Origin of the sequence: Winogradskyella sp. A3E31 (assembly GCF_046720935.1) — a bacterium.
Lineage (GTDB): Bacteria > Bacteroidota > Bacteroidia > Flavobacteriales > Flavobacteriaceae > Winogradskyella.
Window position 1 is genome coordinate 64,555 of record NZ_JBHNWH010000001.1, and the last position, 24,499, is coordinate 89,053.

General features: G+C 34.8%; 26 protein-coding genes. 11 read left to right on the forward strand and 15 right to left on the reverse strand.

Features of this window, described 5'->3' with window-relative positions:
- Positions 1-5 precede the first annotated feature (5 nt).
- Positions 6-626, reverse strand: a complete 621-nt coding sequence (locus tag ACFEMA_RS00265) for a lysostaphin resistance A-like protein (protein ID WP_411765949.1) — start codon at positions 624-626, stop codon at positions 6-8.
- Between the two features lie 156 nt (positions 627-782).
- Positions 783-1,286 (reverse strand): hypothetical protein, encoded by a 504-nt coding sequence (locus tag ACFEMA_RS00270; protein ID WP_411765950.1) that lies wholly within the window; start codon positions 1,284-1,286, stop codon positions 783-785.
- A 79-nt stretch (positions 1,287-1,365) separates the two neighbouring features.
- On the opposite strand from ACFEMA_RS00270, the gene ACFEMA_RS00275 reads away from it, so the two are divergent.
- Positions 1,366-2,085: a DUF6503 family protein gene (locus ACFEMA_RS00275; protein ID WP_411765951.1), complete on the forward strand. Its 720-nt coding sequence runs from the start codon at positions 1,366-1,368 to the stop codon at positions 2,083-2,085.
- A 74-nt stretch (positions 2,086-2,159) separates the two neighbouring features.
- Here the strand turns inward: ACFEMA_RS00275 and ACFEMA_RS00280 are convergent, their stop codons facing one another.
- The 3 genes from ACFEMA_RS00280 to ACFEMA_RS00290 all read right to left on the reverse strand — a co-directional run bounded on the left by ACFEMA_RS00280 (position 2,160) and on the right by ACFEMA_RS00290 (position 6,719).
- The gene (locus ACFEMA_RS00280; RefSeq protein WP_411765952.1) at positions 2,160-4,631 is read right to left on the reverse strand and encodes a ribonucleoside-diphosphate reductase subunit alpha; all 2,472 of its coding nucleotides are present in this window, start codon (positions 4,629-4,631) and stop codon (positions 2,160-2,162) included.
- A 182-nt stretch (positions 4,632-4,813) separates the two neighbouring features.
- Complete coding sequence (locus ACFEMA_RS00285; protein ID WP_411765953.1) at positions 4,814-5,794, reverse strand: ribonucleotide-diphosphate reductase subunit beta; 981 nt, start codon at positions 5,792-5,794, stop codon at positions 4,814-4,816.
- Between the two features lie 352 nt (positions 5,795-6,146).
- Complete coding sequence (locus tag ACFEMA_RS00290; protein WP_411765954.1) at positions 6,147-6,719, reverse strand: DUF3109 family protein; 573 nt, start codon at positions 6,717-6,719, stop codon at positions 6,147-6,149.
- 352 nt (positions 6,720-7,071) lie between these two features.
- Here ACFEMA_RS00290 and ACFEMA_RS00295 point away from each other — a divergent pair, with 352 nt between their 5' ends.
- From ACFEMA_RS00295 to ACFEMA_RS00305, 3 genes are read left to right on the forward strand one after another with little or no spacing between them, the layout of a single operon-like run.
- On the forward strand, positions 7,072-7,653 hold the full coding sequence (locus tag ACFEMA_RS00295) for a MarC family protein (protein ID WP_411765955.1): 582 nt from the start codon (positions 7,072-7,074) through the stop codon (positions 7,651-7,653).
- Positions 7,654-7,660: 7 nt separating this feature from the next.
- Positions 7,661-7,861 (forward strand): hypothetical protein, encoded by a 201-nt coding sequence (locus tag ACFEMA_RS00300; protein ID WP_411765956.1) that lies wholly within the window; start codon positions 7,661-7,663, stop codon positions 7,859-7,861.
- A 1-nt stretch (position 7,862) separates the two neighbouring features.
- Positions 7,863-8,471: an FAD-dependent oxidoreductase gene (locus ACFEMA_RS00305; RefSeq protein ID WP_411765957.1), complete on the forward strand. Its 609-nt coding sequence runs from the start codon at positions 7,863-7,865 to the stop codon at positions 8,469-8,471.
- 60 nt (positions 8,472-8,531) lie between these two features.
- Here ACFEMA_RS00305 and ACFEMA_RS00310 read toward each other — a convergent pair whose 3' ends face one another.
- From ACFEMA_RS00310 to ACFEMA_RS00320, 3 genes are all read right to left on the reverse strand, one after another.
- On the reverse strand, positions 8,532-10,139 hold the full coding sequence (locus ACFEMA_RS00310; protein ID WP_411765958.1) for a S41 family peptidase: 1,608 nt from the start codon (positions 10,137-10,139) through the stop codon (positions 8,532-8,534).
- Positions 10,139-10,570, reverse strand: a complete 432-nt coding sequence (locus ACFEMA_RS00315) for a deoxycytidylate deaminase (protein ID WP_411765959.1) — start codon at positions 10,568-10,570, stop codon at positions 10,139-10,141. The genes ACFEMA_RS00310 and ACFEMA_RS00315 overlap by 1 nt, the downstream gene beginning before the upstream one ends.
- Before the next feature lie 86 nt (positions 10,571-10,656).
- A complete protein-coding gene (locus ACFEMA_RS00320) occupies positions 10,657-11,241 on the reverse strand; it encodes a HupE/UreJ family protein (protein WP_411765960.1) in 585 nt (194 codons plus the stop codon).
- Between the two features lie 211 nt (positions 11,242-11,452).
- Here ACFEMA_RS00320 and ACFEMA_RS00325 point away from each other — a divergent pair, with 211 nt between their 5' ends.
- Entirely contained in the window at positions 11,453-12,439 is a 987-nt protein-coding gene (locus ACFEMA_RS00325; RefSeq protein ID WP_411765961.1) for a helix-turn-helix domain-containing protein, read from the forward strand.
- 66 nt (positions 12,440-12,505) lie between these two features.
- On the opposite strand, the gene ACFEMA_RS00330 is transcribed toward ACFEMA_RS00325, so the two are convergent.
- Genes ACFEMA_RS00330 through ACFEMA_RS00350 form a run of 5 tightly spaced genes read right to left on the reverse strand, consistent with a single transcriptional unit; the run spans position 12,506 to position 16,213 of the window.
- Complete coding sequence (locus ACFEMA_RS00330) at positions 12,506-13,066, reverse strand: N-acetyltransferase (RefSeq protein ID WP_411765962.1); 561 nt, start codon at positions 13,064-13,066, stop codon at positions 12,506-12,508.
- A 6-nt stretch (positions 13,067-13,072) separates the two neighbouring features.
- The gene (locus tag ACFEMA_RS00335) at positions 13,073-14,887 is read right to left on the reverse strand and encodes a M61 family metallopeptidase (RefSeq protein ID WP_411765963.1); all 1,815 of its coding nucleotides are present in this window, start codon (positions 14,885-14,887) and stop codon (positions 13,073-13,075) included.
- 44 nt (positions 14,888-14,931) lie between these two features.
- Positions 14,932-15,138: a helix-turn-helix domain-containing protein gene (locus ACFEMA_RS00340; protein WP_411765964.1), complete on the reverse strand. Its 207-nt coding sequence runs from the start codon at positions 15,136-15,138 to the stop codon at positions 14,932-14,934.
- 2 nt (positions 15,139-15,140) lie between these two features.
- Complete coding sequence (locus ACFEMA_RS00345; RefSeq protein WP_411765965.1) at positions 15,141-15,701, reverse strand: DUF2975 domain-containing protein; 561 nt, start codon at positions 15,699-15,701, stop codon at positions 15,141-15,143.
- A gap of 2 nt (positions 15,702-15,703) precedes the next feature.
- The gene (locus tag ACFEMA_RS00350; RefSeq protein ID WP_411765966.1) at positions 15,704-16,213 is read right to left on the reverse strand and encodes a DUF2975 domain-containing protein; all 510 of its coding nucleotides are present in this window, start codon (positions 16,211-16,213) and stop codon (positions 15,704-15,706) included.
- Positions 16,214-16,315: 102 nt separating this feature from the next.
- On the opposite strand from ACFEMA_RS00350, the gene ACFEMA_RS00355 reads away from it, so the two are divergent.
- Positions 16,316-16,732, forward strand: a complete 417-nt coding sequence (locus ACFEMA_RS00355; RefSeq protein WP_411765968.1) for a DUF2007 domain-containing protein — start codon at positions 16,316-16,318, stop codon at positions 16,730-16,732.
- Here the strand turns inward: ACFEMA_RS00355 and ACFEMA_RS00360 are convergent.
- Entirely contained in the window at positions 16,722-18,218 is a 1,497-nt protein-coding gene (locus ACFEMA_RS00360) for a PLP-dependent aminotransferase family protein (protein ID WP_411765969.1), read from the reverse strand. The two genes, ACFEMA_RS00355 and ACFEMA_RS00360, sit on opposite strands and share 11 nt — an antisense overlap.
- 72 nt (positions 18,219-18,290) lie before the next feature.
- On the opposite strand from ACFEMA_RS00360, the gene ACFEMA_RS00365 reads away from it, so the two are divergent.
- The 5 genes from ACFEMA_RS00365 to ACFEMA_RS00385 all read left to right on the forward strand — a co-directional run bounded on the left by ACFEMA_RS00365 (position 18,291) and on the right by ACFEMA_RS00385 (position 23,992).
- Positions 18,291-20,111, forward strand: a complete 1,821-nt coding sequence (locus ACFEMA_RS00365) for a TonB-dependent receptor plug domain-containing protein (protein ID WP_411765970.1) — start codon at positions 18,291-18,293, stop codon at positions 20,109-20,111.
- 281 nt (positions 20,112-20,392) lie between these two features.
- Positions 20,393-21,034: a hypothetical protein gene (locus ACFEMA_RS00370; protein WP_411765971.1), complete on the forward strand. Its 642-nt coding sequence runs from the start codon at positions 20,393-20,395 to the stop codon at positions 21,032-21,034.
- A gap of 35 nt (positions 21,035-21,069) precedes the next feature.
- Entirely contained in the window at positions 21,070-22,500 is a 1,431-nt protein-coding gene (locus ACFEMA_RS00375; RefSeq protein WP_411765972.1) for a flotillin family protein, read from the forward strand.
- Between the two features lie 68 nt (positions 22,501-22,568).
- A complete protein-coding gene (locus tag ACFEMA_RS00380) occupies positions 22,569-23,042 on the forward strand; it encodes a hypothetical protein (RefSeq protein ID WP_411765973.1) in 474 nt (157 codons plus the stop codon).
- 80 nt (positions 23,043-23,122) lie between these two features.
- A complete protein-coding gene (locus ACFEMA_RS00385) occupies positions 23,123-23,992 on the forward strand; it encodes a cupin-like domain-containing protein (RefSeq protein WP_411765974.1) in 870 nt (289 codons plus the stop codon).
- Here ACFEMA_RS00385 and ACFEMA_RS00390 read toward each other — a convergent pair.
- Positions 23,985-24,458: a regulatory protein RecX gene (locus tag ACFEMA_RS00390; RefSeq protein WP_411765976.1), complete on the reverse strand. Its 474-nt coding sequence runs from the start codon at positions 24,456-24,458 to the stop codon at positions 23,985-23,987. The genes ACFEMA_RS00385 and ACFEMA_RS00390 overlap by 8 nt on opposite strands.
- Positions 24,459-24,499 lie beyond the last annotated feature (41 nt).

A 24,499-nucleotide genomic window follows, 5' to 3' on the forward strand; every position in this document is an offset into this window, starting at 1 on the left:
CTTTTTTATATGTTAAATATGGATTGATTATAATAAAAATAATCAATCATTAACACAATAAAATTATGTATAAAATGAATTACTATGCCATACCAGAGTGTTTGGTATTTACTTCTTAAATACCCTAATAACAATCCAAAAGGAAAAATCCATAAAAGAGATATAAACGAAAAGTGAATAAGGGCAAAAATAAACGCAGTAGCTATTATTGTAGCTTTTGTACTGATGATGCCCTCCAATTGGTTAAACAAAAATCCCCTGAACGCTAATTCTTCAAAAACTGGTGGAGTTATTGCAACGAATAGAATAGCCCATGGTAAAGGGTTATCTAAATACATATAGGAATAAAAATAATTCTCCCCTATTGATTCAAATAAATGTGTGTTAATAAATTCAATTGAAAAATAAACTGTTAAAGCCGATACTATAGGGAACAAAAAAGTAAAACCTATAATTTTAATATTCAGTTTAGGAAGTTGATACAACTTAAGAATTCTTTTATAATCTAAAAATGAAAATCCTAAAACCAAAAGGGCAAATACTGTTTCAACAGCTAAATCTAAATTTAGGCTTTCAGGATATTCTGAAAATAAAAAATATGCTATAACGGCATAGAGTAAAAACACAACATAGAATACTATAACAAGGTTTATTGACTCATTGCCTTTTTGCCTTTTTGTTTTTTCAATTGCAATTCCACAATTAGTACAAAATTTACTTTGACTTTGCAGTATAGTGTTACATGCTTTACAGCTATAATTAATTAAAGAACTCTCCAAAAGCTATTTTTTAATTGATGAAGCCGAATAGACTCCTTTTGCTAAATAAGCAATAATAATAATTTTAAGAATGATACCTTTTATTATAGTTGAAGGATCAAAAACTGCAGCAATAATTATTGTCGTTATGTAAAGAAAAAGACCCAATAAAATTGCAGTTAGTGGTTTTTTAGAAGTCCAAGAAGCCAAAAGCACGTAGATAACACTTATTATACCATTAGTTAATAAAACTGCAATATCTTGATCTGTTAAAAAATAAATTACACCAAAAATAAAAGTAATCCCAGCCATTACATAGAGCACATTTCTTGCAGATTTTATCTTTTTATCTGCATCCATATGCTGATTATTTTCCATGGCTCTTCTCGCATGAAATTGAGCAACTTCCTTATCGCTTCCATTTTCAGGGAACCCGCATTCTGAACAAAATACATTAGCAGGGTTCATTGAGGTTTTACAGATAGAGCATTGAGGCTCGTCCAATGATAAAACATTAAGCTCTTCCATTTTGGGGCTATTTGATTGGTTAAAGCTTCAATATATAAAAAAAGCTATTAATTTAGCCTACAAATAAATACTTAGCACCATGAAGTTTCTTTTCCCTCTCTTTATTTACTGTACTATATTTAGCTTAAATGGGCAAAACCTTACTGGGATGGAACTATTAGAAAAAACTATTGCTTATCACGACCCTAATGGAAACTGGACAACATTTAATGACTCTATGACTGTAGTCATGACTACACCAAACCAAAGCCCAAGAACAAGTCATATAAAAATCAATTTACCTTCCGAGTATTTTAAGGTAACTGCGATACGTGATAACAAAACAACTTCCTATTTGCTTAGAAAAAACACGTGCATAATATCAGCGGATGGTAAGATTTTAAGTGACGAAGAAGCCAAAGCAAAGAAGATGACCTGTGAACGCAGTGAGTTTATGAAAAACTATTACACCTATTTATATGGGTTGCCCATGAAACTCAAAGACCCAGGTACAACTATTAGTGAGGCTGTTGAAACCAAAAGCTTTAAGGGCAAAGACTACCTAGTTTTAAAAGCATCTTACGATAAGGAGGTTGGTACGGATGTTTGGTATTTTTATTTTAACCCTAAAACATACGCTATGGAAGTCTATCAGTTTTTTAGAACTGACGAAGATGGTAATGCCAAATTAGATACTGGTGAGTACATTCTACTTAAAGAAGAGGTAATAGTTAATGGTATTAAAATGCCTAAAGTACGTGCTTGGTATTACAATAAAGATGATAAATATTTAGGGACGGATACTTTGGTTGAAAATTAAAAAAAGCACCTCAATCAATAAAGATTGAGGTGCTTTTATAACACTTAAATAGAGATTCCTTTTTACAAAGGAATTTAAGAACCACACATTAAGCAATCATCTCCTTCACCCTCTTTTGCTTGGGCAATTAAAGCTTTCATTTCTTCTGCTGTCATTGGTTCTACTTCTGTTGTTTCTTGGACAAATTTAGCCGCAGTTTTTGCAGCCTTTTGTTTTTGCTGAGCTACAACAGTAGTGTCTTTAACCTCAACCACTTCGGCTACAGGCTCTTCTTTTTTCTTATTATCTAAAGTAAACTTAATGGCATCTACGGCACTCTTAGTACGTAAGTAATACATGCCAGTTTTTAAGCCACTCTTCCATGCATAAAAATGCATAGACGTTAACTTAGCCATAGTTGCACCTTCCATAAATAAGTTTAAGGATTGTGACTGGTCTATAAAGTACCCTCGCTGACGAGACATATCGATGATGTCTTTCATACTTAGTTCCCAAACGGTTTTGTACAATTCCTTAATATCATCTGGAATAACTTCAATACCTTGGATGCTTCCATTGGCACGCATAATATCTTGCTTTACGCCTTCGTTCCAAAGACCGAGCTCTACCAAATCTTCTAATAAATGCTTGTTCACAATGATAAACTCACCAGACAATACACGACGCGTATAAATGTTAGACGTATATGGCTCAAAACATTCATTATTTCCTAAGATTTGAGACGTCGATGCTGTTGGCATTGGCGCTACTAAGAGTGAATTACGCACACCATGTTTCTTCACATTTTTACGAAGCTTCCCCCAGTCCCAAAGACCACTTAATTCTTCATCCTTTATGTTCCATAAGTTATGTTGAAACTTACCTTCGCTAATCGGTGACCCTTTATAAGACTGGTATGGGCCATCTGCTTTTGCCTCTTCCATAGATGCTGTTACCGCAGCATAGTAAAGCGTTTCAAAAATATCTTGATTTAACTTTTTGGCTTCGTCACTGGTAAACGGCAACCTCAATTTAATAAAGGTATCCGCCAATCCTTGTACTCCCAAACCAATTGGTCTGTGACGCATGTTAGAATTTTCCGCCTCTTTTACAGGATAGTAATTACGGTCAATAACCCGGTTAAGGTTCTTTGTAACGCGCTTCGTGATTTTGAATAATTCCTTATGGTCAAACTCGCCATTTTTGATAAACATCGGCAAAGCAATAGATGCCAAGTTACAGACAGCAACTTCATCTGGAGAAGTATATTCTAAAATCTCTGTACACAGGTTTGAAGACTTAATAGTCCCTAAATTCTTCTGGTTAGACTTACGGTTTGCAGCATCCTTATACAACATGTAAGGTGTCCCTGTTTCAATTTGGGATTCTAAGATTTTTTCCCAAAGTTCTCTCGCCTTAATTGTTTTTCTACCTTTCCCTGCCTTTTCATACTTAGTATATAACGCTTCAAATTCTTCACTGTGAGTATCAGCCATCCCAGGACATTCGTTAGGGCACATCAAGGTCCATTGGCCATCTTCTTGTACACGTTTCATAAATAAATCTGAAATCCACATCGCATAAAACAAATCACGCGCTCGCATTTCTTCTTTACCATGGTTTTTCTTTAAATCCAAGAAATCGAAAATATCCGCATGCCATGTTTCTAAATAAATTGCGAAACTACCTTTTCGCTTTCCACCACCTTGGTCTACATATCGTGCCGTATCATTAAAGACTTGTAACATTGGAACTATTCCGTTAGATGTTCCGTTGGTGCCAGAAATATAACTTCCAGTAGCTCTAATATTATGAATAGACAAACCAATACCTCCAGCAGATTGCGAGATTTTTGCGGTTTGTTTTAAAGTATCGTAAATCCCTTCAATACTGTCATCTTTCATAGTCAATAAAAAACATGAAGACATCTGTGGTTTTGGTGTACCAGAATTGAATAAGGTTGGCGTAGCATGTGTAAAGTACTTTTTAGACATCAGCTCATAGGTTTCAATAGCTGATTCTAAATCGTTAAGGTGTATCCCTACAGAAACACGCATCAACATATGTTGTGGGCGTTCTGCAATTTGACCATTCAATTTTAATAAATAGGAACGCTCTAAGGTTTTAAACCCAAAATAGTCGTAATTAAAATCACGGTTATAGATAATTGTAGAATCTAATCGATCTTTATTATCCATAATGACCTTGTACACCTCATCAGACAATAGAGGGGCGTCCTTACCAGTTCTTGGGTTAACGTATGTATATAAATCTTCCATGACTTCACTGAAAGATTTCTTAGTGTTTTTATGTAAGTTCGATACCGAAATACGTGCTGCTAACTTCGCATAATCTGGATGACTTGTGGTCATTGTTGCGGCAATCTCGGCAGCCAAATTATCCAATTCACTCGTGGTTACTCCATCGTAGAGCCCTTCAATAACTCGCATTGCGACTTTTACTGGATCTACAAGTTCGTTTAATCCATAACACAACTTTCTTACCCTTGCGGTAATTTTGTCGAACATCATTGGCTCTTTGTGGCCGTCTCTTTTTACTACATACATACGTTTAATTAGTTTTTAGTTTTTTTGATACACCTTCAAAAAAATGGTTAATTAGTCAGGTTGAAAGCAAGGATTGATAGTAAATTCCTCACTCACAATAATTTAAATTTTTACACAAATCGTGTATTCCCTTTTAAAGCTAGGGCTGCTTATATTTTATAAAACTCTAAATAGAGGGCTGTTTAGAAATCTGCGTCGAACTTAAATTTGTCCTTCTCCTCTTCCTTATTAAGAACACCTGCTTTTTGATATTCTGAAACTCGCTTTTCAAAGAAATTGGTTTTTCCCTGTAGCGAAATCATATCCATAAAATCGAATGGATTAGCCGTGTTGTATTCCTTCTCACAATTCAATTCTGTCAATAATCTATCAGTAACGAATTCTAAATATTGCGACATTAATTTTGCATTCATACCGATTAAACTCACCGGAAGGGATTCCGTAATAAATTCGCGCTCAATGTCTAATGCATCAACAAGAATTTCGCGGATACGCTCTTTTGGCACCTTATTGATTAAATGCTCGTTATGTAAGTGTACTGCAAAATCACAGTGTACACCTTCATCTCTAGAGATCAACTCATTTGAGAATGTCAATCCTGGCATAAGGCCTCTTTTCTTTAACCAGAAAATAGAACAGAAAGCGCCAGAAAAGAAAATACCTTCAACTGCTGCAAAAGCTATAAGACGCTCAGCAAAACTTGGAGATTCTATCCACTTTAAAGCCCAATCTGCTTTCTTTTTAATTGCTGGAAAATTCTCTAGGGCATTGAATAGTTTATCTTTCTCAACTTCATCTTTTACATAAGTATCGATCAGTAAAGAGTATGTTTCGCTATGTATGTTCTCCATCATAATCTGGAAACCGTAAAAGAATTTAGCTTCACTATACTGAACTTCGTTTACAAAGTTTTCCGCCAAATTTTCATTGACAATACCGTCACTAGCAGCAAAAAATGCCAAAATGTGCTTAATAAAATAACGCTCATCGTCGCTTAGCTTATTCGTCCAATCCGTAAGATCTTGGTGTAGGTCAATTTCTTCTGCCGTCCAAAAACTTGCTTCAGATTTCTTATACCACTCCCAAATATCATGATGTTGAATAGGAAATATAACAAATCGGTCTTTGTTTTCTTGTAAAATTGGCTCTACTGCTTGCGACATTTTTTCTTAATTTTTTAGTGAATGAATTTGATAAAATTTTCGTGTGATTCGGGACTAACAAATATTCAAAAATGAATAGGATAATGAAAGGTTATTTAAAATTCGTTGTCAACAAGTTTTTAACAAAGAAAAGAAATGGCTCTATGAACTAACATATTCAAAAATTATCATAAACACCTGACTATAAGCCTATTAAGATAATTTAAATTTAAATTTTTATGTAAGTTATTTCTTATTAAATAAGTCTTAAGCAACAGTAAAAAGGGTTGTTCTTAAACTTATTAAGACCTCTTGTTAATATGACCAAAATGCCCTATAAAATGAATGGAATTCTTCAGTAAAAAAACTGAAATTATTTTTGAAATTTTTCTTGGGCTACTTTTTCGAGCTCAGAAAACCAATCTTCTCCAAACTTTCTTATCAAAGCATCCTTTACAAATTTATATACTGGGACTTGGAGTTCTTTTCCTAATGTACAAGCATCATCACAAATCTCCCATTTTTCATAATTAACGGCCGAAAACTCTGAATAATCCTTAACACGGATTGGGTATAAATGACACGACACTGGTTTTTTAAAGTCAATAAACCCTTTGTTGTATGCCTCCTCTATACCACAAAGTGCAGTTTTTTTGTCGTCAAAAATAACATAAGCACAGTCGGCTCCATCAATCAAAGGGGTTTCAAAATCACCAAAAGCTGTTGTAATACTTGTGCCTTGCTCTTCTATGGCAGCAACACCTTCTTCTCGTAAAAGTGGCTTTACTTTAGGGTAAATATCTTCAAGAATCTCCGCCTCCTCCTTATCTAAAGGTGCACCCGCATCACCATGGATACAGCAGGCGCCTTTACATGCCGATAAATTACAGACAAAATCCTTATCGATGATGTCTTCAGAAATAATGGTTTTTCCAAGTTGAAACATGGTGCAAAAATAGATAAAGTTTTGACTTTAATCGCAATTCAAATACGTTCATAATTAACTGGGATCGATTTACATTTTCACTATAAAATCTATCTGCTATTTATTACAAAATCAGTTAGACAGCTTAGTTATTGACTATAGAGACTCATTCTTTTGCAAATACCTATATGTCTCCTCGAGCGTAGTCGAGAGGTCTTTATAATTATCTGTTTTTAAATAGGTCTCGACTACGCTCGACCTGACAGTATTTATATTACAATCAACTCCTTTTATACTTATAACTTAATGATTATTTCATATTGAAAATCCATAATTAAAACCGACCTTTGCGGCGAATTTTAAAAGCACAGTTATGGAGTTTAATTTTAAAGAAATATTTACAGCATTTATGGTGTTATTTGCTGTTATCGATATCATAGGGAATATTCCGATTATTATTGATTTAAGGAACAAGGCTGGACATATTCAGAGTGAAAAAGCATCTATTATATCTGGGATATTGATGATTATCTTTTTATTCTTAGGAAAAAGTATTTTGAATCTTATCGGAGTGGATGTCAACTCATTTGCTGTTGCAGGTGCATTTATTTTATTTTTTATTGCCCTAGAAATGATTTTAGGAATTACACTCTATAAACAAGATGAAAGTACTTCGGTAACCGCTTCTGTTTTTCCGTTGGCTTTCCCTTTAATTGCTGGCCCTGGTAGTTTAACTACTTTATTATCCCTTAGAGCTGAATTTAGAATTGAAAATATCATTGTAGCTGTAATTATTAACGTTATTGTTATTTATATCGTTTTAAAGACATCTTCTAAGCTTGAAAAAATCATCGGGAAAAACGGGATTAACATTATAAGAAAAGTTTTTGGTGTAATTTTGCTAGCCATTGCCGTTAAATTATTTACACAAAATATTAAGGCACTATTTATCTAAATAAATTATGAGACTATTAATCCTAATTTGTTCAATAATTGCCATTGCGCTTATTGTATTCAATATAACGAAACTGAATTTTGATGCATTATTTAAAGGCGAAAGCTTTACAGCAGTATTGACTATTATTGCTGGACTTTGCGCACTTATTCTGCTTCAAATCCTAAGGCTCTCTAGAAAAATAGAAAAGCTACAAAAGAAGAGATAGTATGCAATTTGATGCTTTAATCGTTGGCGGTGGGGCCGCCGGACTTTCTTGTGCTTTGGTATTGGGTTCTGCAAAGCCAAAAGCCTATGCTTCTGGCAAATCCATCGGGATTATTACACATCAAAAAACATCACATTTGCAAAATGCATTGTTCAAAAATGTTTTGGGACTACCGCCTGGAACTTTGGGTAGCGATATTTTAGAACAGGGTAAAGCACAGCTTAGAACATTGTATCCTCATGTTGTTCAAATTGAAAAAGAGAAAGTGAAATCTATTCAGAATAATGGAGAATCATTTATTGTAGAGACCAATAAGAATATATATTCCACAAAAATAGCAGTTATCGCCGTAGGCTATACGGATCTATTGACCATAAAAGGATTAGAGTTGTATGTAGCTCCTCACCCTAGAGCTGCGGTTGAAAAAAACAGAATTTGGCTAAAAAACGAAGACCATCTTATAACTAAAAACTTATATGTAGCTGGGACTTTGGCTGGCTGGAGAAGTCAGTACGCAATGGCTTCTGGTAGTGGAGCACACGTTGCTACTGATATTTTAACGCTTTGGAATGATGGGAAACATACCAAAGTACACGATAAGGTGGAATAATTAGTTTTTTTGAAAAATAGTAAGGTCACTTCGAGAATCTCTGTGACCAAAAGATTAATCTTACTGATCAAAGTATTGACTTTCTCTGCTTAAAAGAATAAGTTCATCAATCATGATGTCTCTTTTATTAATGATTTCTTCGAAGGCATTATCATCATAAAGCTGTCGGGCTAAAGTCGCTTTTATTAAAAGTTTAATGACATCATTATAGGCTACAAAGGTGATGTTTGTTCGCTCTCTTCCGTTGACATAATCCTGAAAACGCAGCACAATATCATCACTGACTTCAAAATTGTCGATAAAATCACGCTTGGTAACTCCTTCGTAAACACTTCTATCCTTATCTAACTCCTGAAACACGAAAAAGCCAAAGTGTCCCATTCGTCTTAAGTAATTAATCGTTTCATTAGTAAATGCTTTATCTATAGGAACAAACACATCGGGGATTATTCCTCCACCACCATAAACTACTTTACCGTTTGGCGTTATAAACTTTAAAGAATCGGCGATTTCAATATTTTCAGAGTCCGTGAGCTCACCCGTTCTTAAACGCTTGTAATAATCGTTGAAATACGATTGGGAATTACCATTATCATAAGGTTTCTGAATGGACCTCCCTGTTGGCGTATAATATCTTGAAACTGTCAACCTCACCGCGCTTCCGTCACCTAATGCCATTTCGCGCTGCACTAACCCCTTGCCGTAACTTCTTCTTCCAACGATAACGCCTTTATCATTATCTTGTAAAGCACCAGCTACAACCTCACTTGCCGAAGCAGAATTTTCATTTATTAAAATGTATATGTCGCCTTCCTCAAAGTCTCCTCGGTTGGTGGCATAGGTTTTTTCAACCTTACCCCTTTTGTTTTTTGTAAAAACAATCAATTTATCATCCTCCAAAAACTCGTCAACAATCTGTTCAGCAACACTTAAAAACCCACCAGGATTATCCCTTAAATCTAGTGCTAGTTTTGTCGCTCCCTTATCTTGTAACTTATCCAAGACCTGCTTAAACTCCCTATAAGTAGATTCCGCAAAACGATTGATTTTTATATAACCCAAATTATCCGTCAACATATATCCTGCCTCAACACTTTTAATTAAAATGTTAGAGCGCTTTACCTTAATATCCAAAAGTTCTGGTTCACCTCGGCGGTACACTTTAAGATTTAATGTGGACCCTTTTTTTCCTTTTAATTTAGAAAGAATAGAATCGTTATTGGATAAATCGCCGTAAAGAGGTTCTCCGTTTGCAGAAATAATTCGGTCCCCACCTTTAATACCTGCTCTTGCACTTGGCCCGCCTTCTGTTGGGCGTATCACTGCAATAGTATCCCTGTATGGATAGAAGTTAATGCCTATGCCTTCAAAATACCCTTTCATATTCTCCGTCACTCGTTTGAGGTCTTTTTTGGGGATATAAGTAGAATGTGGATCGAGATTATCTAAAATACCGTTTACAGTCACATCAACAATACTGTCGGTATTAACCTCATCAACATACTCGTAATCAATATAATCTATAAGTCTGTTGAGTTTATCTTTTTTGCTATTTGTTGTAAAAAGTCTATCAGAAGTATCCGAAAAATTCAGTCTTCCACCAAGGAAAACGCCAATAGCAATTGCTGTTCCTAGAAGTAGTGGTATGTATTTTTTAGAATTCCTCATTAGGCTTCTACATTTTCAATGAGTTGCAAATCAATTCCTGCCTTCTTTAAAAAACGCAATCCAGAATCATCTTTATAAGCTTGAGAATAGACCACTCTAATAATACCGGCTTGGTGGATTAATTTACTACAGTCCTTACATGGAGACATTGTAATATACAACGTTGCCCCCCTACAAGACTGTGTTGAGGCTGCCACTTTTAAAATGGCATTGGCTTCAGCATGCAATACATACCACTTTGTGTAGCCATCTTCATCCTCACAGTAGTTTTCAAAACCTGTGGGTGTACCATTGTAACCGTCCGAGATAATCATACGATCCTTAACTATTAAAGCACCGACCTGCTTTCTTTTACAATGGGAGAGTTTGCCCCATTCCTCTGCAATGCGCAAGTAGGCTTTATCGTATCGTAATTGTTTAGATTTGGACATTAAATCTCGTGTCTTAAGAATGTATAACGAATATACTTTGTTGATATTTTACATAGAAATGTGGTCAGTTAAAGTTTTACCAAACTTTAAAAAATATTGTTTTCAATTAGCATCGGAATAACAAGTCCTACGACCACAGCTGAAAGTACCATTACCCAATCTCTTCTTGAAAACCTAAAAAGTGTCTGGAACAAGTAGCTCAAAAACAATACCACAAAGACTATAATGATTTGAGCAATTTCTATCCCTAAAGCAAATTCTACAAGAGCCAATATTTTACTATCTGCATCGCCAAAGAGCATATCGAACTCACGTGCAAAACCTAATCCGTGGATGAGCCCAAAAAACAAGGCTGAAAAAAACAACAATCCTATTTTTTTGTTTTTATCGTTCTTCCCTGCAGTGAATACATTGTAAACTGCAACTATGAATATGGTTATAGGTATTAAAAATTCTACTAATCTACCATTAACACTAACAACATCGTAAGCCGCTAAAACTAAGGACAATGTATGTCCTAAAGTAAATAAGGACACCAATAACAATACCCGCTTCCAGTCCTTAAACAGATAAGGAACAGCCAAAACCATTAAAAACAATACGTGATCGTAGCCATTAAGATCCAGTACATGGTTTATCCCTAACTTAACATTAAACCAAAAATCTTCCATTTAAAATTATATAGAATGAACCCAAATTTACAATTATTGGCGAATTGGTAAAATTATTAATGAATGGGTTTTTATGAAAGAAGCATTTTCCGAACATAGATTTACTTTTGTTTAACGTTTTCTTTTAATTATTTAACATTATTTATGATAACCTATCCGTCCAATCTTAAAATCTAGCCGTATATTATATATAACCTTAAACCAGACTTATATGACACTTCAACATAAAACTTCAAATACATTTATTGTTAATGATTTAACAGATTCTGATATTGGAGACATTCATCAAAATACTTCTGATTATCATGCCACTTTTGCTAGTACAAAAATATCTAGAGCAATAACGTTAACTACGTTGAAAATTAAAACCTCTGATGAGGTTAATTTAATTTTTGAAGATTCTTCAAATAAGCCATTAAGATTTTTGTATTGCCATAAGGGTGATCTTTTTATAAACCTTGTCAACCGAAAAAGGAAATTATCAAGCTTTCAGAATGCTATTTTATATGATAATGAATCGAATATTGAATTAGCATTAAAGTCTGACTCAAGCTACAAATTCAGCATTATTTCCTTAAATAAAGACCTAAGCACCTATTCACCAGAAGAATCTGGTCTTTTAGCAAAATTGTTTAATACAATCACTAAGGGAAATACCAACAAAATACGCTGCTACATAAGTTCGCGTAACCTCGCCATTGGTATGGCATTAAAAGGTCTGGGCGATTTAGATGGTGAGAAATTTGGCGACAAACTGGTTTTAGCTGGTAAAATTCGTGTTATACTGGGGCTAGAATACCAGCAATTACAAAAAGATCTTAATCCAGAAAACACGTCGAATTCAGCATTAACCAGAAAAGAAATGCGTCGGGTTTCTAGTTTAATAGAAAAAATTAAGAAGAATCCAGGAAACAATTACACTGTTTCCACGCTTAGTACAGAGGCAGGTCTATCCGAAAATAAGCTGCAAGAAGGTTTTAAGGAATTATTTAACAGGACTGTTACAGACTGCATTAGAAACATTAGACTAGAGAAAGCAGAAGAACTGCTTAAAACTACAGATTTAAATGTTTCTGAGGTTGTCTATTCTGTTGGCTTTATAAGCCGAAGTTATTTTTCTAAAATATTTAAAGCAAAATATAATTGCAGTCCAAGTTTTTACAAGAAGCAGCAACAACAAACAGAAGTTGTTGCCTGATTTTATGAACTCATACTAAAAAAAGGGACGGTTTAAGACCGTCCTTTTTTTAACATAGATTAAGTACTACAAATGCAATATAATTAATTCCCAGTCTTCGCTACCTTCAGAACGTATATCTAAAGCCTCAAAGCCAATAGCTTTATGAGCGTCTGAGGATCTTCTATTCTTAACATTTACCTCTGTAATCACAGCATCGAATTCTGATTTAAGTTCAGATTTCATAAAATTATAAAGTCCCCTAAAAACACCCTTCTTCCTAAAATTTTTATCAATGCAAACTTGACCCATGATAAAATAATTAAGGCTGGATAAGCCTTTTGAATCTAATAGCCCATCCAAATGGTTAAACATAGTGATGAGTTCTGGCACGTCATTCTTAAATGTAGTTAACATACATAAAGTATAACCAACAATCTTTTCTTCAGAAATCGCAATTATGTGAGCACAAGCATCATTCATCCGTTTCAGTACACCAAATTCATGGTCAACTGAAACAAAACCCTCTGATTCTTTATCCTGTTCAGACAAAGCTAATTTTAAATTTTTCTTTTGAAGATTTAAAATTTGATGCAAATCCTTATCCGATGATGCTCGCCTATATTTGATATCTAAGCCTAAAGACATAACAACTTATTTTGAGCCTAGCCACGAAGACCTATTGTCTTTTGCATTTTCAGATAATTCTTTAGCGCTTAAAATCGAATACGAAGTATCTTCTTCTAAGTTCATATCTGTTGAACGACGTTTACCAAAACGCTCAAATTCAATGTTAATGATACTGCCTGGTTTTAACCTTCCGGATAAGGGATTAAAATCGGTGACATCAGAAATTTTAACGTCTCCGATTTTTAAAATTTTATCTCCTTTTTCTAAACCTGCTTTGTAGGCCGAAGATCCAATTTGTGTATTACTCACAATCACACCGTTGCGTAACCGCATACCAAATGCAACGTTTCCTAAATTCTGCTTTAATTCTACTCCAACAGTTTTAAATAGACCTTCATAATTTGGCATTTTGCTGTCGTAGATATAATCGTTAAAAAAAGAATTTCCGAACGCCTCTCCTGCATATTCATTTAAGGTTTGGTGTAAGTCATCAACCGTATAATTCTTAAATGGCTTCCCAAATTTTTGCCAAACTAGTTTCATGTAATCATCGAGGTTCAAGCCTTTTTCCCTAAGGGATAAGTCTAGTGCTAAGCCAAGCGCACTTCCGTATGAGTAATAAGAAATAAAGGTATTCCCTCTGTTGACATCATCCACTGAACGTGCCGCATCAACGAATGGAGCTTGATAGCTCATTTCAATAGGATTGAAAAATTGACGCCCTGGCGAATTCCACACGTAATTAAATGTTCCTGTAAGACCCTTGATATAATCATCTTCTGTTATAATCCCTGCTCTTGCCAAAGTTAGATCATCATAATAACTCGTAAAGCCTTCGGCAAACCACAACTCCCCACTCATATTAGCAGCTTCAAAATCAAAAGGTTCTAGGCTTGCGGGGCGAATCCGCTCAACATTCCAGCAATGGAAAAACTCGTGGGACACTGTACCAATATTTCTTTCCATTCCGCCATCAGCTAAACTTCGTGTACTTGTTAAAATGGTGGAATTACGATGCTCCATACCGTCACCAGTAGCATTAGGAATATAACATCCTAAAAATACATACTCACCATAATCGAATTGTGGTAACTCTCCGTAAATGGTTTTTTGCTGTAATACAATTTTCTTGGTGTTTTCAAAATATTCGTCAAATTCAGCTTCGGTACCATTGTGATGCAATGCAAATTTTATGGTTTGGTCTTCAACATCAAAGGAGCGTAACATGTGGTCACTTATTTCTGTTGGGCTGTCCATAAAATACTGTAAATCCTCTGCCATATAGGTGTTGCCTTCAACCTGTTTTAGCTGTGTTGCAACCTTCCAATTAAGATCCTGTCTTGTATTAAAGGTAATTTTAAAATCATTTTCAGCCAGACTAGGAGCATACATAAATGTTGCTGGCATATTGAGGTGTGCGTGCGTCTCATCAATTTGTGCATAGGTGCCATCACCATGGTTGGCATAAATGGTATAACTCACATTTATGGTTCCGTTATGTCCTTCAACGACCCAAGAATAAGGGTCTGGTCTTTTCGTTTTTAGCTCTTTACCCTCTAAATTAGTGGCTTTTACATTATAAACATTTTTAGCAAACTCGTGCAGTGCATAACGTCCCGGAGATGTTCTAGACATTCTAAATTCTGCTTCGCCAGAAGGCAGTCCGCTAAACGTTGCTTGGACTTCCGCTTCGTGATGTACGGCATTATTGAAAGATATAGTATAAACTGACGAACTTTCAGAGCTTGACATTGTAGAATTTTCAGACTTGTCTGAAGCCTTTTCTTCTTTACAGTTAAAAAGAAATAAAATAAATACTACTAAAAATAGTCTTTGCATGGTATTAGAATTTTTGAGCTTCAATATAGTATTTTTACGTGTTATTAATCTTCAACATACTCTAAAATATCACTGGGCTGACAGTCTAATGCTTTACAGATAGCTTCTAGAGTTGAAAACCGAACTGCTTTAGCTTTGCCTGATTTTAGGATAGATAGATTAGCTTCAGTAATGCCGATAATTTCTGCGAGTTCTTTGCTTTTCATATCACGGTTGGTCAACACCACATCTAAATTTACTTTTATGGACATAGTTAGATGGTTAAGTCGTTCTCTTCTTTTAAAAATTTTCCGTTTTCAAAAGCACTACTAAAAACTAGTAAGAATAATCCAATGATTAATAGAAAAAAGTTAATATTTCCTATAGCAGACAAAACTGCCAAAGATGTTTGTCCGCTTCCAAAACTACCTCCAATTACTGAGATGTTTGCATACGTGTTAAATGCTAAAGCCGCTATAATTCTAATTAGGCTTGTCCCTAGAGCTATGAATATAAATAAACGTCCTGCTTTTTTTAAATTTTCTATGACCTCTTCAGAATAAAATCGTCGCTCTTGAAAAGGCCTAATACACTTTTTTAAATAATAAATTGAGACTATAAAAAGTAGAAAACCTAACACATAAGACAGTGGAGAAATCCAAATTTGCCAAGGGAAATCTGAATCAAATAACATTCTATAACCTTGAAACATCAAGGGAAGTGATTCCGGAGAAATGAATAGATATATAATTAAAATAAAACCTAAAATGGAAAATAAAATCATTCCCCAGAATAGAATATTTATTAAGTTTTTTAAGAGGTTGATAGTTTTCATAATTATATAGTTAAATCATTTTCTTCTTTTATAGCCTTGGTGTCTCCAAGAACCGTACTCATTAGCATTAAAAACAATCCTATGGCTGCTATAAATAAACAGACCAATGTTTTTTCACTTAAACCAATTGAAAATCTGAATTTAAAAAACACGTCACTTATCCTATCAATACACCATGCAGAAACTCCAGAAATAATCATAAGTTTTCCAGAAGTTGATAGTAAGTTTATAAGTTCTTTGTTATAAAAATCTTTTTTTAATAACAACTTCGTAGCTTTTCTCAAATTCCAAAGTGCATTAATAAAAATAGCGTAAACTCCAAGTCCTAAAATTGTATAAAACGTATGCATTGCTTGAGTTTTAAAATTGATTACATCCTCTCTTACAAAGACAAAATCCTGTTTTACACCAAAGAGCATCATCACATAAAAGAAAATCCCCAAACCAATACCGATTAGAAGAAGGATAATAATAATATTTAATATCGAATAAAGTGTTCTTGCAGGGCTCATAATTATTGTTTAACAATAACAAATATATAAAAATTATTGAAAAACAATAATTTTTTAATTTTTATTCACACCATTTAAAAACAAGACACCTATCTTTACCACATGGAAAACACCTTTGTTACTATCGCGAAATTTCAATACACATCAGAAGCTCAAATTATAAAAGGACGTCTAGAAGCAGATGGTATTGAAGTGTTTCTAAGAGATAACATTACTATTGACACGGATCCCTTAGTAAGCAATGCTATTGGTGGTGTAAAGCTTAAAGTTTTAGCCAAAGATATGGATGCAGCAAAGGAGATTCTAAACTCTATAAAAGCCTTTTCTTTAGATGATGATGGCAACCCAATCCTCTGCCCTAATTGTAATCAAAACCGTGTAGAAATGTATAGCACAATTAATGATTTTAAATCGTTTTTTTCGTTTATCGTCGGTTTTATATTTGGCACATTGCCTTTTAGCACACGCTACCAATATCAATGTGATAACTGTAACACCACATTTCCTGTTAAAAATTGAGGAGATTATTGTACGCCCTTTTTAGCTTTTTAATCACAACTTCAATTTCGTCTTCATTTAAATGCCCAAAACCAAAGCGTATGGCGCAGGTAGTTTTATCTTGATATAATATAGTTTTAGGGAGAAATAAATCTAATTTTTGAGCTTCTTCAGCGAGTTTAACCAATGAAATTGTGGTATTAAATTGAAGCCAAATAGCTAATCCGCCAGATGGGATTTTCCAAGATATAACACCATCAAAATAGTGCTTTAAAAAGTGACATGCACAATCGCGTCGTCTTTTATAGGTTATACCATTCTTCTTTTTGAGCCTGTATATTTCACCTTCAGAAATAAGCTCAGACAGCATTTGCTCTTGTATTAAATCGCCTTGCTTGTCTAGTAATTGGAGGTAGTTTTTAGCTTCAGAAATAAAATTGTCTGGCGCAACAATAAACCCTGTATGAAAACTTGGGAACAAGGATTGTCCAAGTTTACCTAAATAAATAACCATCCCGCTAGTGTCCGCTGAAGCCATAGGCAGCATGGCTGAGCCATTGAATTGAAAATCATAGTCAAAATCATCTTCAATAACTGCGAAACCATAGTCTTTTGCCAACTGTAATAATTGTAAGCGTCGCTTTGCGCTTAAGGTCACTGTCGTCGGATAATTTCTATTGGCATTGACATACACACATCGTATACTATTTTTAATAAAATGCTTCTTAATATAGTCAATATCCAAACCCCCATCATCAACTGGTACAGTTTTAATCGTCGCGCCTGCTTGCTGAAAAATCATATTAGAAGCGTAGTTGCTTAACTGGCCAACCAGAATTAAATCTTGTGGTTTAATAAGCAGTTGTGATACAATGTACAAACTCATCTCGGCACTTCGTGTATTGACAATATTTTTAGATGAAACTCGAAAACCTCGAGTCGCATTCAAATAATTACAAAGCTGTTTTTTAAATACCGAAGCCGACCGTACATGTGTTGTATTCCATTTACTAATAAGTGACTTCCGTTTCATTGCTGCGGCGTACCACCTTGAAAATTGATGACTTGGATGCAAACGCAAATCAGGCTTACCATCATTGATTATATATTTTGAAGTCGTTATATCCTCCGTTGAAGCCAGATTAAATGATTGCTGAAAAGGGAATCCTGAATTTTCTGGATAATCGTAAGCTTCATTTATTTTACGGCCTGAAGCTTTAATCTTGGGAGAGTTCTCATCTGGTATTAATACAAAAGTTCCTTTATTAGCAACAATATCTACCCAACCTTGTGAGGCCAATTCGTCATAAATAGCAACTGCAGTATTACGATGAATGTTTAACGTCTGACTCAGTACACGCGTGCCTGGTAATTTACTCCCTTTATCTAAATAGCCGCGTTGTATGGCATTTATAATCTGCTGTGCTGCCTGAATATACATCGGCTGAATACTGCTTCTATCAAATGCAATAAGCTGCTGTAAAATCTCTTTAACCGGACTATTCATTATTTTAAAACTGGACTATGATAATCGTCCGGAAAGTTACGACTTTTGCAGTATAAATAAATTCATTTTACAATGACCAATAAAAGCCGCTGTTTACTATTAGTTTTAGTAGCCATTTTTCAACTTAACGCACAAGAACTGCCTAAGCAAGATTTAGATTCTATAGTAATTACTTCCGCTAGAATTGATTTGCCCTTTAAGGAAAATTCTAGAACCATAAATATTATCACCTCCGAAGACATAAAAAACAGTGCTGCTATTACCGTTGCTGACCTATTACAGCAAGTGGCGGGTGTTGATATTAGACGACGAGGTACTGGTGGAAGTCAGGCAGACTTATACATTAGAGGTGGTGGTTTTGACCAAACGCTTTTATTAATCGATGGCATTAAAATGGACGATCCGCAAACAGGTCATCATACCTTAAACGCTGCTTTACCTTTAGAAGTTATTGAACGTATTGAGATAATTAAAGGTCCTGCAGCTCGTGTTTTTGGACAAAATGCGTTTACAGGTGCCATTAATATAGTGACCAAGAAAAATTTAAACAATTCTGTTTCTGTCAATGCAGAAGCTGGCTCTTTTGGTCAGCTCAATGGCTCAGTAACTGCTGGCGTTGAAAAGTCGAATTCATCACATATAATTCATGCTGGAAAATTGACTTCAGAAGGTTATCGAAACAACTCTGACTACGATAATTCTAATTACTTTTTGAAAAGTGTTTTCAATAAAAACAGTCAACCGATTGAAATGATTGCGACTTTCTTTGAACGCAACTTCGGTGCTGAAAATTTTTACACTACAAACCCTTCATTTAATGAATATGAAGAAACCCAAAATAGTTTGTTGGGTTTTACAACCGAATTTAAGTCCGATCGTTTTAAAATTCAACCGAGAGTCTATTGGAAACGTAATCAGGATATGTTCTTATTACGAAGAAACGAGCCTCTATTTTTCAGAAACTTTCATATTTCGAACAAAATTGGAGCAGAAGCCAATGCCTCTTTAACTTCCAATATTGGGATTACAGGGTTTGGTTTAGATATTTCAAAAATCTATTTAAGAAGTAATAATTTGGGCAATCGCCAACGATTTATGGCTACGGCATTCGCTGAGCACCGTTTTAGTGTTGCTAATGACAAATTGGATATCACTCCTGGTGTTGCGATTACTTATTTTTCAGATTTTAAATTCAATGCCTTCCCAGGTTTGGATGTAGGTTTTGACATTTCAGAGCGCTTAAAAGCTTATGGTAATATTGGGTTTACATACCGTATTCCAACCTATACAGACTTATACTACAGTGACCCCAGAACCAATGGGAATCCTGATTTAGAACCCGAAGAAGCCTTTTCACAAGAAGTAGGAATTAAATACGTTGGCACTGCATTTAGAGCTTCTCTAGCCGTATTTAATAGAGATGCTGAAAATCTTATTGATTATATAAGACCTAATACAACTGAAGAAATTTTCACGGCTACGAATATTACAGAAGTAAATACCAAAGGGTTGGAATTTGATGCTTCTTACAATTTCAAAATCTCAGATTTTAACCAGACACTTGCTTTTGGATATGCGTATTTAGATGATAATATTTTAGAGCAGAATGAAGATTTGTCGCGCTACTCTCTAAACACATTAAAGCATCAATACACAACGCGATTAAGCACACAGTTGTTCAAAAATGTGAGACAAAATATTGTTTACAAATATGCTGAACGAACCACTGGGCAAACGTATAATGTTTGGGATGCCTCTTTAGTCATGAAAATTCAGCAATTAGAACTCAGTGTTACAGCCAGTAATATTTTTGATGCGGATTATATTGAAACAGGCTTTACTCCTATGCCTCCAAGCAATGTGTTGTTTGGTTTGCGTTATGGTTTTAAATAAAAAAAGCATTTATTGTAACAATTCTCTGACATTTGCTACTTATATAATGAAAGAAAGGTTTAGTCTCAACCTGTTTTTTTAAACTAAAGAGATTATACACTTACCATCATTTCAATATAACATTTCCAGTTTAGACCTTCAGTGTTTAAAAGCCTGAAATAGCCATGACTTCATAGTCATTCTTGGTAAGGAAACTGTGACCGGTTTACTTTCAAAAAAAGAAGATGAATAATCTTACTATTGGTCGTATATTTATTAACCAAAAATAAATCTATCAAACTATGGCAGAGTGGTTCTTAAACTTAGAGTTTTTTCCAAAACTATATTGGCTTGTCGCCATTATTGGTTCACTGATTTTTATTGTTGTAATGATTATGGCTTTTGCAGGTGGAGATGCTGATGACATTGATGATGTAAACTCTGATTTTGATGGTGATATCGGTGCTGAATTTCAGTTTATAAGCTTTAAAAATCTTGTTGGATTCTTTACCATATTCGGTTGGAGTGGCATAGCCTGCATAGATGCTGGTTTATCAAAACCTTTGACCGTAGTTATTTCTGTTATCTGTGGTTTATTGATGATGCTGATTATGGCTACATTGTTTTATTTTATAAGTAAACTCTCCGATAGCGGAACTTTAAATTATAAAAATGCCCTAGATGCTGTTGGCGAGGTGTATTTAACCATTGGTGCAGATCGTTCTAGAATTGGTAAAGTAAGTGTCAATGTTCAGGGTAGTGTTCGTGAACTCGACGCCCTAACTGATGCTCTAACAGATCTAAAATCCGGGACTATCATTAAAGTTGTAGACGTAACCTCTAATGGTATTCTCATTGTTGACAGAACCCGTAAACCAATAGAGCCAACTACGACAGGGCATGAAGAAATCGGTGAAGGTGGAAACCATTTATTAAACAATTAATATTACTATATACTAACCATTAAAAATAAATGTCTATGAAACTACTTATTCAAGAAGGTTTTTCTATGGAAGGCTTTGGCGGACCTATGCTACTCATTTTTGTAGCCCTGTTTATCTTACTAACACTCATCATCCTTATAAAACGTTACAAACGCTGTCCTTCAGATAGAATATTAGTTGTATATGGTAAAGTTGGTGGTGGACAATCCGCTAAATGTATCCATGGTGGAGCGGCTTTCATTGTACCTGTTATTCAAGATTATGAATTCTTGGATTTAACACCAATATCTATTGAAGTTAATTTAATAAACGCCTTATCTAAACAAAACATTCGTGTTAATGTACCATCACGTTTTACTATTGGTGTATCAACAGAACCTGGCGTTATGCAAAATGCTGCTGAGCGTTTATTAGGTCTTGGCTTACAAGACATTCAAGAATTAGCTAAAGAAATTATTTTTGGTCAATTGAGATTAGTCGTTGCCTCTATGGATATCGAGGAAATCAATAATGATAGAGATAAATTTTTGACCAATATTTCTCAGTCTGTAGAAACGGAGTTACGAAAAGTAGGGCTTAAACTTATCAACGTAAACATTACTGATATTGTTGACGAGTCTGGCTATATCGAAGCACTTGGTAAGGAAGCGGCTGCACATGCCATTAACGCAGCACGTAAGTCTGTTGCAGAAAAAACTAGAGATGGTTCTATTGGTGAAGCAAATGCAAAACAAGATGAGCGTTCCCAAGTCGCTGCTGCCAATGCACAAGCTGTTGAAGGCGAAAACACTGCTAAAATTTCTGTAGCCAATTCAGATTCCCTCCGTCGTCAACGAGAAGCTGAAGCAGAGCGTGTGGCTATTGCTTCCGAAAAAGTACAAGCTGCAAAGGCTTTGGAAGAGTCTTATGCTGCTGAACAACAAGCTGAAACTGCAAGAGCTGAGCGCGAGCGTTCTTCACAACTAGCTGATGTTATTGTACCTGCTGAAATCGATAAGCGTAAAGTTGAAATCGATGCAGAAGCAGAAGCAGAGCGTATTAGAAGACGTGCAAAAGGTGAAGCAGATGCGATTTTGTTTAAAGCACAAGCAGAAGCAAAAGGATTGTATGAAATCTTAACTAAGCAAGCAGCTGGTCTCGATGAAATTGTAAAAGCAGCTGGTAATAATTCTAAAGATGCGGTACTTTTATTGATTGCTGATAAACTTCCAGAATTGGTGAAGACCCAAGCTGAAGCTATTAAGAATATTAAAATTGATAAAGTCACTGTTTGGGAAAATGGGGGATCCAAAGACGGTAAATCGTCAACCTCTAATTTTATTTCGGGCATGTACAAATCAGTTCCTCCTTTACAGGAAATGTTTAATATGGCCGGCATGGATTTGCCTGAGTACCTAAAAGGCAAAGACAAGAAGGAAATTGAAGCAGATGATGCAGAGGTTGATAAGCAACCTGAAAAAGAGTAGCAGAGAAAAATCCACGTAAAGTGGATTTTTTCTTAGTCAACACAGAGTATTCTACAAATTAAAAAATAATGGCAACAGTAAAATACATTAGAAAAGTCCCCATAATGAAACTCGTTTTCGGGGTTCTATTATTTATATTTTCAATCTTTTTAGTATTGGATGATATAAAGGGACTTATTCTTTCTGGATTGGCCGTATATTTTATTCTAATAGAAGGTACTGAGTTTAATTTTGAAACGATGCAATTCCGAAAAGTAAAATCATTTTTAGGAATGAATTTTGGACGTTGGCAACCACTACCAAAAATAGACTACGTTTCGGTTTTTTCTACTAATGAAGCCACAACACTTCGCTCCAGAAGTGCTGAGACAAATGTTAAAAACCCAATCATTAAAATCAATCTTTTTTATAACGGCAATCACAGAATTGAAGTTTGTAGATTAAAGGATAAAAATGAAGCATTTGAGATTGCAAAAGATTTTTCTGAGCGTTTAGAAATTGATATTTTAGACGCTACAGGACGAGAGTCTAAATGGTTATAACACGGATTGCAATTAATTAGACACGCACTAATCTTCTTTTAGTAACGTTTTATTAACTTTAGCCTCCAAAAAAATTAATCTTGCAATTAAACCTACAAGACATACCACGTGTAAAAACAATATCTAAGGAAGATTTTCTGAAGGATTATTTTAAGCCACAGAAGCCTGTAGTGATAGAGCGGTTTATTGAAGATTGGCCTGCATATACCAAATGGAATCTCGACTATATGAAAGAGATTGCTGGCGACATCACAGTACCTCTCTACGACGATAGACCCGTAGATTATAAGGATGGTTTTAACGAGGCTCACGCTAAAATGAAGATGAGTGACTATGTAGATTTGCTAAAACGAGAGCCCACTAAATACCGTATTTTTCTTTGGAACATTTTAAAGGAAGTTCCACAGTTGCAAAAAGATTTTACCTTTCCTAATTTTGGTTTGCGACTCATGAAAGGCTTACCAATGTTATTCTTCGGAGGTAGGGATTCCCACACATTTATGCATTACGATATTGATTTGGCTAATATTTTTCATTTTCATTTTGAAGGAGAAAAACAATGCATTTTATTCGACCAAAAACAAAACAAGCACCTTTATAAAATTCCTCATTCGTTGATTACTCGTGAGGATATTGACTTTTCAAATCCTGATTTTGACAAATGGCCAGCATTAAAAAATGCTAAGGGCTGGGTTTGTAACCTCAACCATGGAGAAGTGCTTTATATGCCTGAGGGCTATTGGCATTACATGCGTTATATTACACCTGGGTTTTCAATGAGTTTACGTGCCATAGCTAGAAACCCTAAAAATCTTGGCAAGGCTATTTATAACGTTTTTATAATGCGAAGTGTTGACAACCTTATGCGTAGAATTAAAGGACAAAAATGGATTGATTGGAAAAATGAGCGAGCCATTTTAAAAACCCATAAATTGAATGGTATCACTTAATGAGTTCATTTAGTTTCTCGTAAACCAAGTGCGATTCCCACCCACGATATAAAAGGTAATCAGCCACTTTCTTTTTCCTTTTGTAGATGTTCTTTTCTTTGACTTGGCCAATTCGTTTTAGTGTTAATTCATGTAAGGTTTTATGATAGTCATCTTCGTCAATTTCTTTTAGTGCAGAGTCGATACTATATTGTGAAATATCCCTAAACTTCAATTCTCGTACAATCCGATTTTTACCCCATTTCTTAATCCTGAATTTTCCTCTTGCAAAAGCTTTAGCAAAGCGTTCTTCATTTAAGTAATTATTTTGGATGAGATGCACCATAATCTGGTCTATGGCTTGGGGAATCATTCGCATTTGCTTCAATTTATCAGAAACTTCTTTATGGCAGCGCTCTTGATAGGCACAGTACTGTTCCATCTTCTTTTGCGCTTCATCGATGGAATATGATTTTGAGGTGTTCATAGTGTAAAAATACAGTCATTTTATCAACAAATTGCAAACAT

What these genes read in the sequence shown, in the direction of transcription:
- ACFEMA_RS00360 (WP_411765969.1), bottom strand. Translation starts at nt 18,218, where the DNA reads ATGAATAGTCCGGTTAAAGAGATTTTACAGCAGCTTATTGCATTTGAT.
- ACFEMA_RS00305 (WP_411765957.1), top strand. Translation starts at nt 7,863, where the DNA reads ATGCAATTTGATGCTTTAATCGTTGGCGGTGGGGCCGCCGGACTTTCT.
- ACFEMA_RS00300 (WP_411765956.1), top strand. Translation starts at nt 7,661, where the DNA reads ATGAGACTATTAATCCTAATTTGTTCAATAATTGCCATTGCGCTTATT.
- ACFEMA_RS00390 (WP_411765976.1), bottom strand. Translation starts at nt 24,458, where the DNA reads ATGAACACCTCAAAATCATATTCCATCGATGAAGCGCAAAAGAAGATG.
- ACFEMA_RS00370 (WP_411765971.1), top strand. Translation starts at nt 20,393, where the DNA reads ATGGCAGAGTGGTTCTTAAACTTAGAGTTTTTTCCAAAACTATATTGG.
- ACFEMA_RS00340 (WP_411765964.1), bottom strand. Translation starts at nt 15,138, where the DNA reads ATGTCCATAAAAGTAAATTTAGATGTGGTGTTGACCAACCGTGATATG.
- ACFEMA_RS00325 (WP_411765961.1), top strand. Translation starts at nt 11,453, where the DNA reads ATGACACTTCAACATAAAACTTCAAATACATTTATTGTTAATGATTTA.
- ACFEMA_RS00375 (WP_411765972.1), top strand. Translation starts at nt 21,070, where the DNA reads ATGAAACTACTTATTCAAGAAGGTTTTTCTATGGAAGGCTTTGGCGGA.
- ACFEMA_RS00330 (WP_411765962.1), bottom strand. Translation starts at nt 13,066, where the DNA reads ATGTCTTTAGGCTTAGATATCAAATATAGGCGAGCATCATCGGATAAG.
- ACFEMA_RS00280 (WP_411765952.1), bottom strand. Translation starts at nt 4,631, where the DNA reads ATGTATGTAGTAAAAAGAGACGGCCACAAAGAGCCAATGATGTTCGAC.
- ACFEMA_RS00275 (WP_411765951.1), top strand. Translation starts at nt 1,366, where the DNA reads ATGAAGTTTCTTTTCCCTCTCTTTATTTACTGTACTATATTTAGCTTA.
- ACFEMA_RS00365 (WP_411765970.1), top strand. Translation starts at nt 18,291, where the DNA reads ATGACCAATAAAAGCCGCTGTTTACTATTAGTTTTAGTAGCCATTTTT.
- ACFEMA_RS00315 (WP_411765959.1), bottom strand. Translation starts at nt 10,570, where the DNA reads ATGTCCAAATCTAAACAATTACGATACGATAAAGCCTACTTGCGCATT.
- ACFEMA_RS00310 (WP_411765958.1), bottom strand. Translation starts at nt 10,139, where the DNA reads ATGAGGAATTCTAAAAAATACATACCACTACTTCTAGGAACAGCAATT.
- ACFEMA_RS00270 (WP_411765950.1), bottom strand. Translation starts at nt 1,286, where the DNA reads ATGGAAGAGCTTAATGTTTTATCATTGGACGAGCCTCAATGCTCTATC.
- ACFEMA_RS00350 (WP_411765966.1), bottom strand. Translation starts at nt 16,213, where the DNA reads ATGAGCCCTGCAAGAACACTTTATTCGATATTAAATATTATTATTATC.
- ACFEMA_RS00380 (WP_411765973.1), top strand. Translation starts at nt 22,569, where the DNA reads ATGGCAACAGTAAAATACATTAGAAAAGTCCCCATAATGAAACTCGTT.
- ACFEMA_RS00345 (WP_411765965.1), bottom strand. Translation starts at nt 15,701, where the DNA reads ATGAAAACTATCAACCTCTTAAAAAACTTAATAAATATTCTATTCTGG.
- ACFEMA_RS00355 (WP_411765968.1), top strand. Translation starts at nt 16,316, where the DNA reads ATGGAAAACACCTTTGTTACTATCGCGAAATTTCAATACACATCAGAA.
- ACFEMA_RS00290 (WP_411765954.1), bottom strand. Translation starts at nt 6,719, where the DNA reads ATGTTTCAACTTGGAAAAACCATTATTTCTGAAGACATCATCGATAAG.
- ACFEMA_RS00320 (WP_411765960.1), bottom strand. Translation starts at nt 11,241, where the DNA reads ATGGAAGATTTTTGGTTTAATGTTAAGTTAGGGATAAACCATGTACTG.
- ACFEMA_RS00295 (WP_411765955.1), top strand. Translation starts at nt 7,072, where the DNA reads ATGGAGTTTAATTTTAAAGAAATATTTACAGCATTTATGGTGTTATTT.
- ACFEMA_RS00285 (WP_411765953.1), bottom strand. Translation starts at nt 5,794, where the DNA reads ATGTCGCAAGCAGTAGAGCCAATTTTACAAGAAAACAAAGACCGATTT.
- ACFEMA_RS00335 (WP_411765963.1), bottom strand. Translation starts at nt 14,887, where the DNA reads ATGCAAAGACTATTTTTAGTAGTATTTATTTTATTTCTTTTTAACTGT.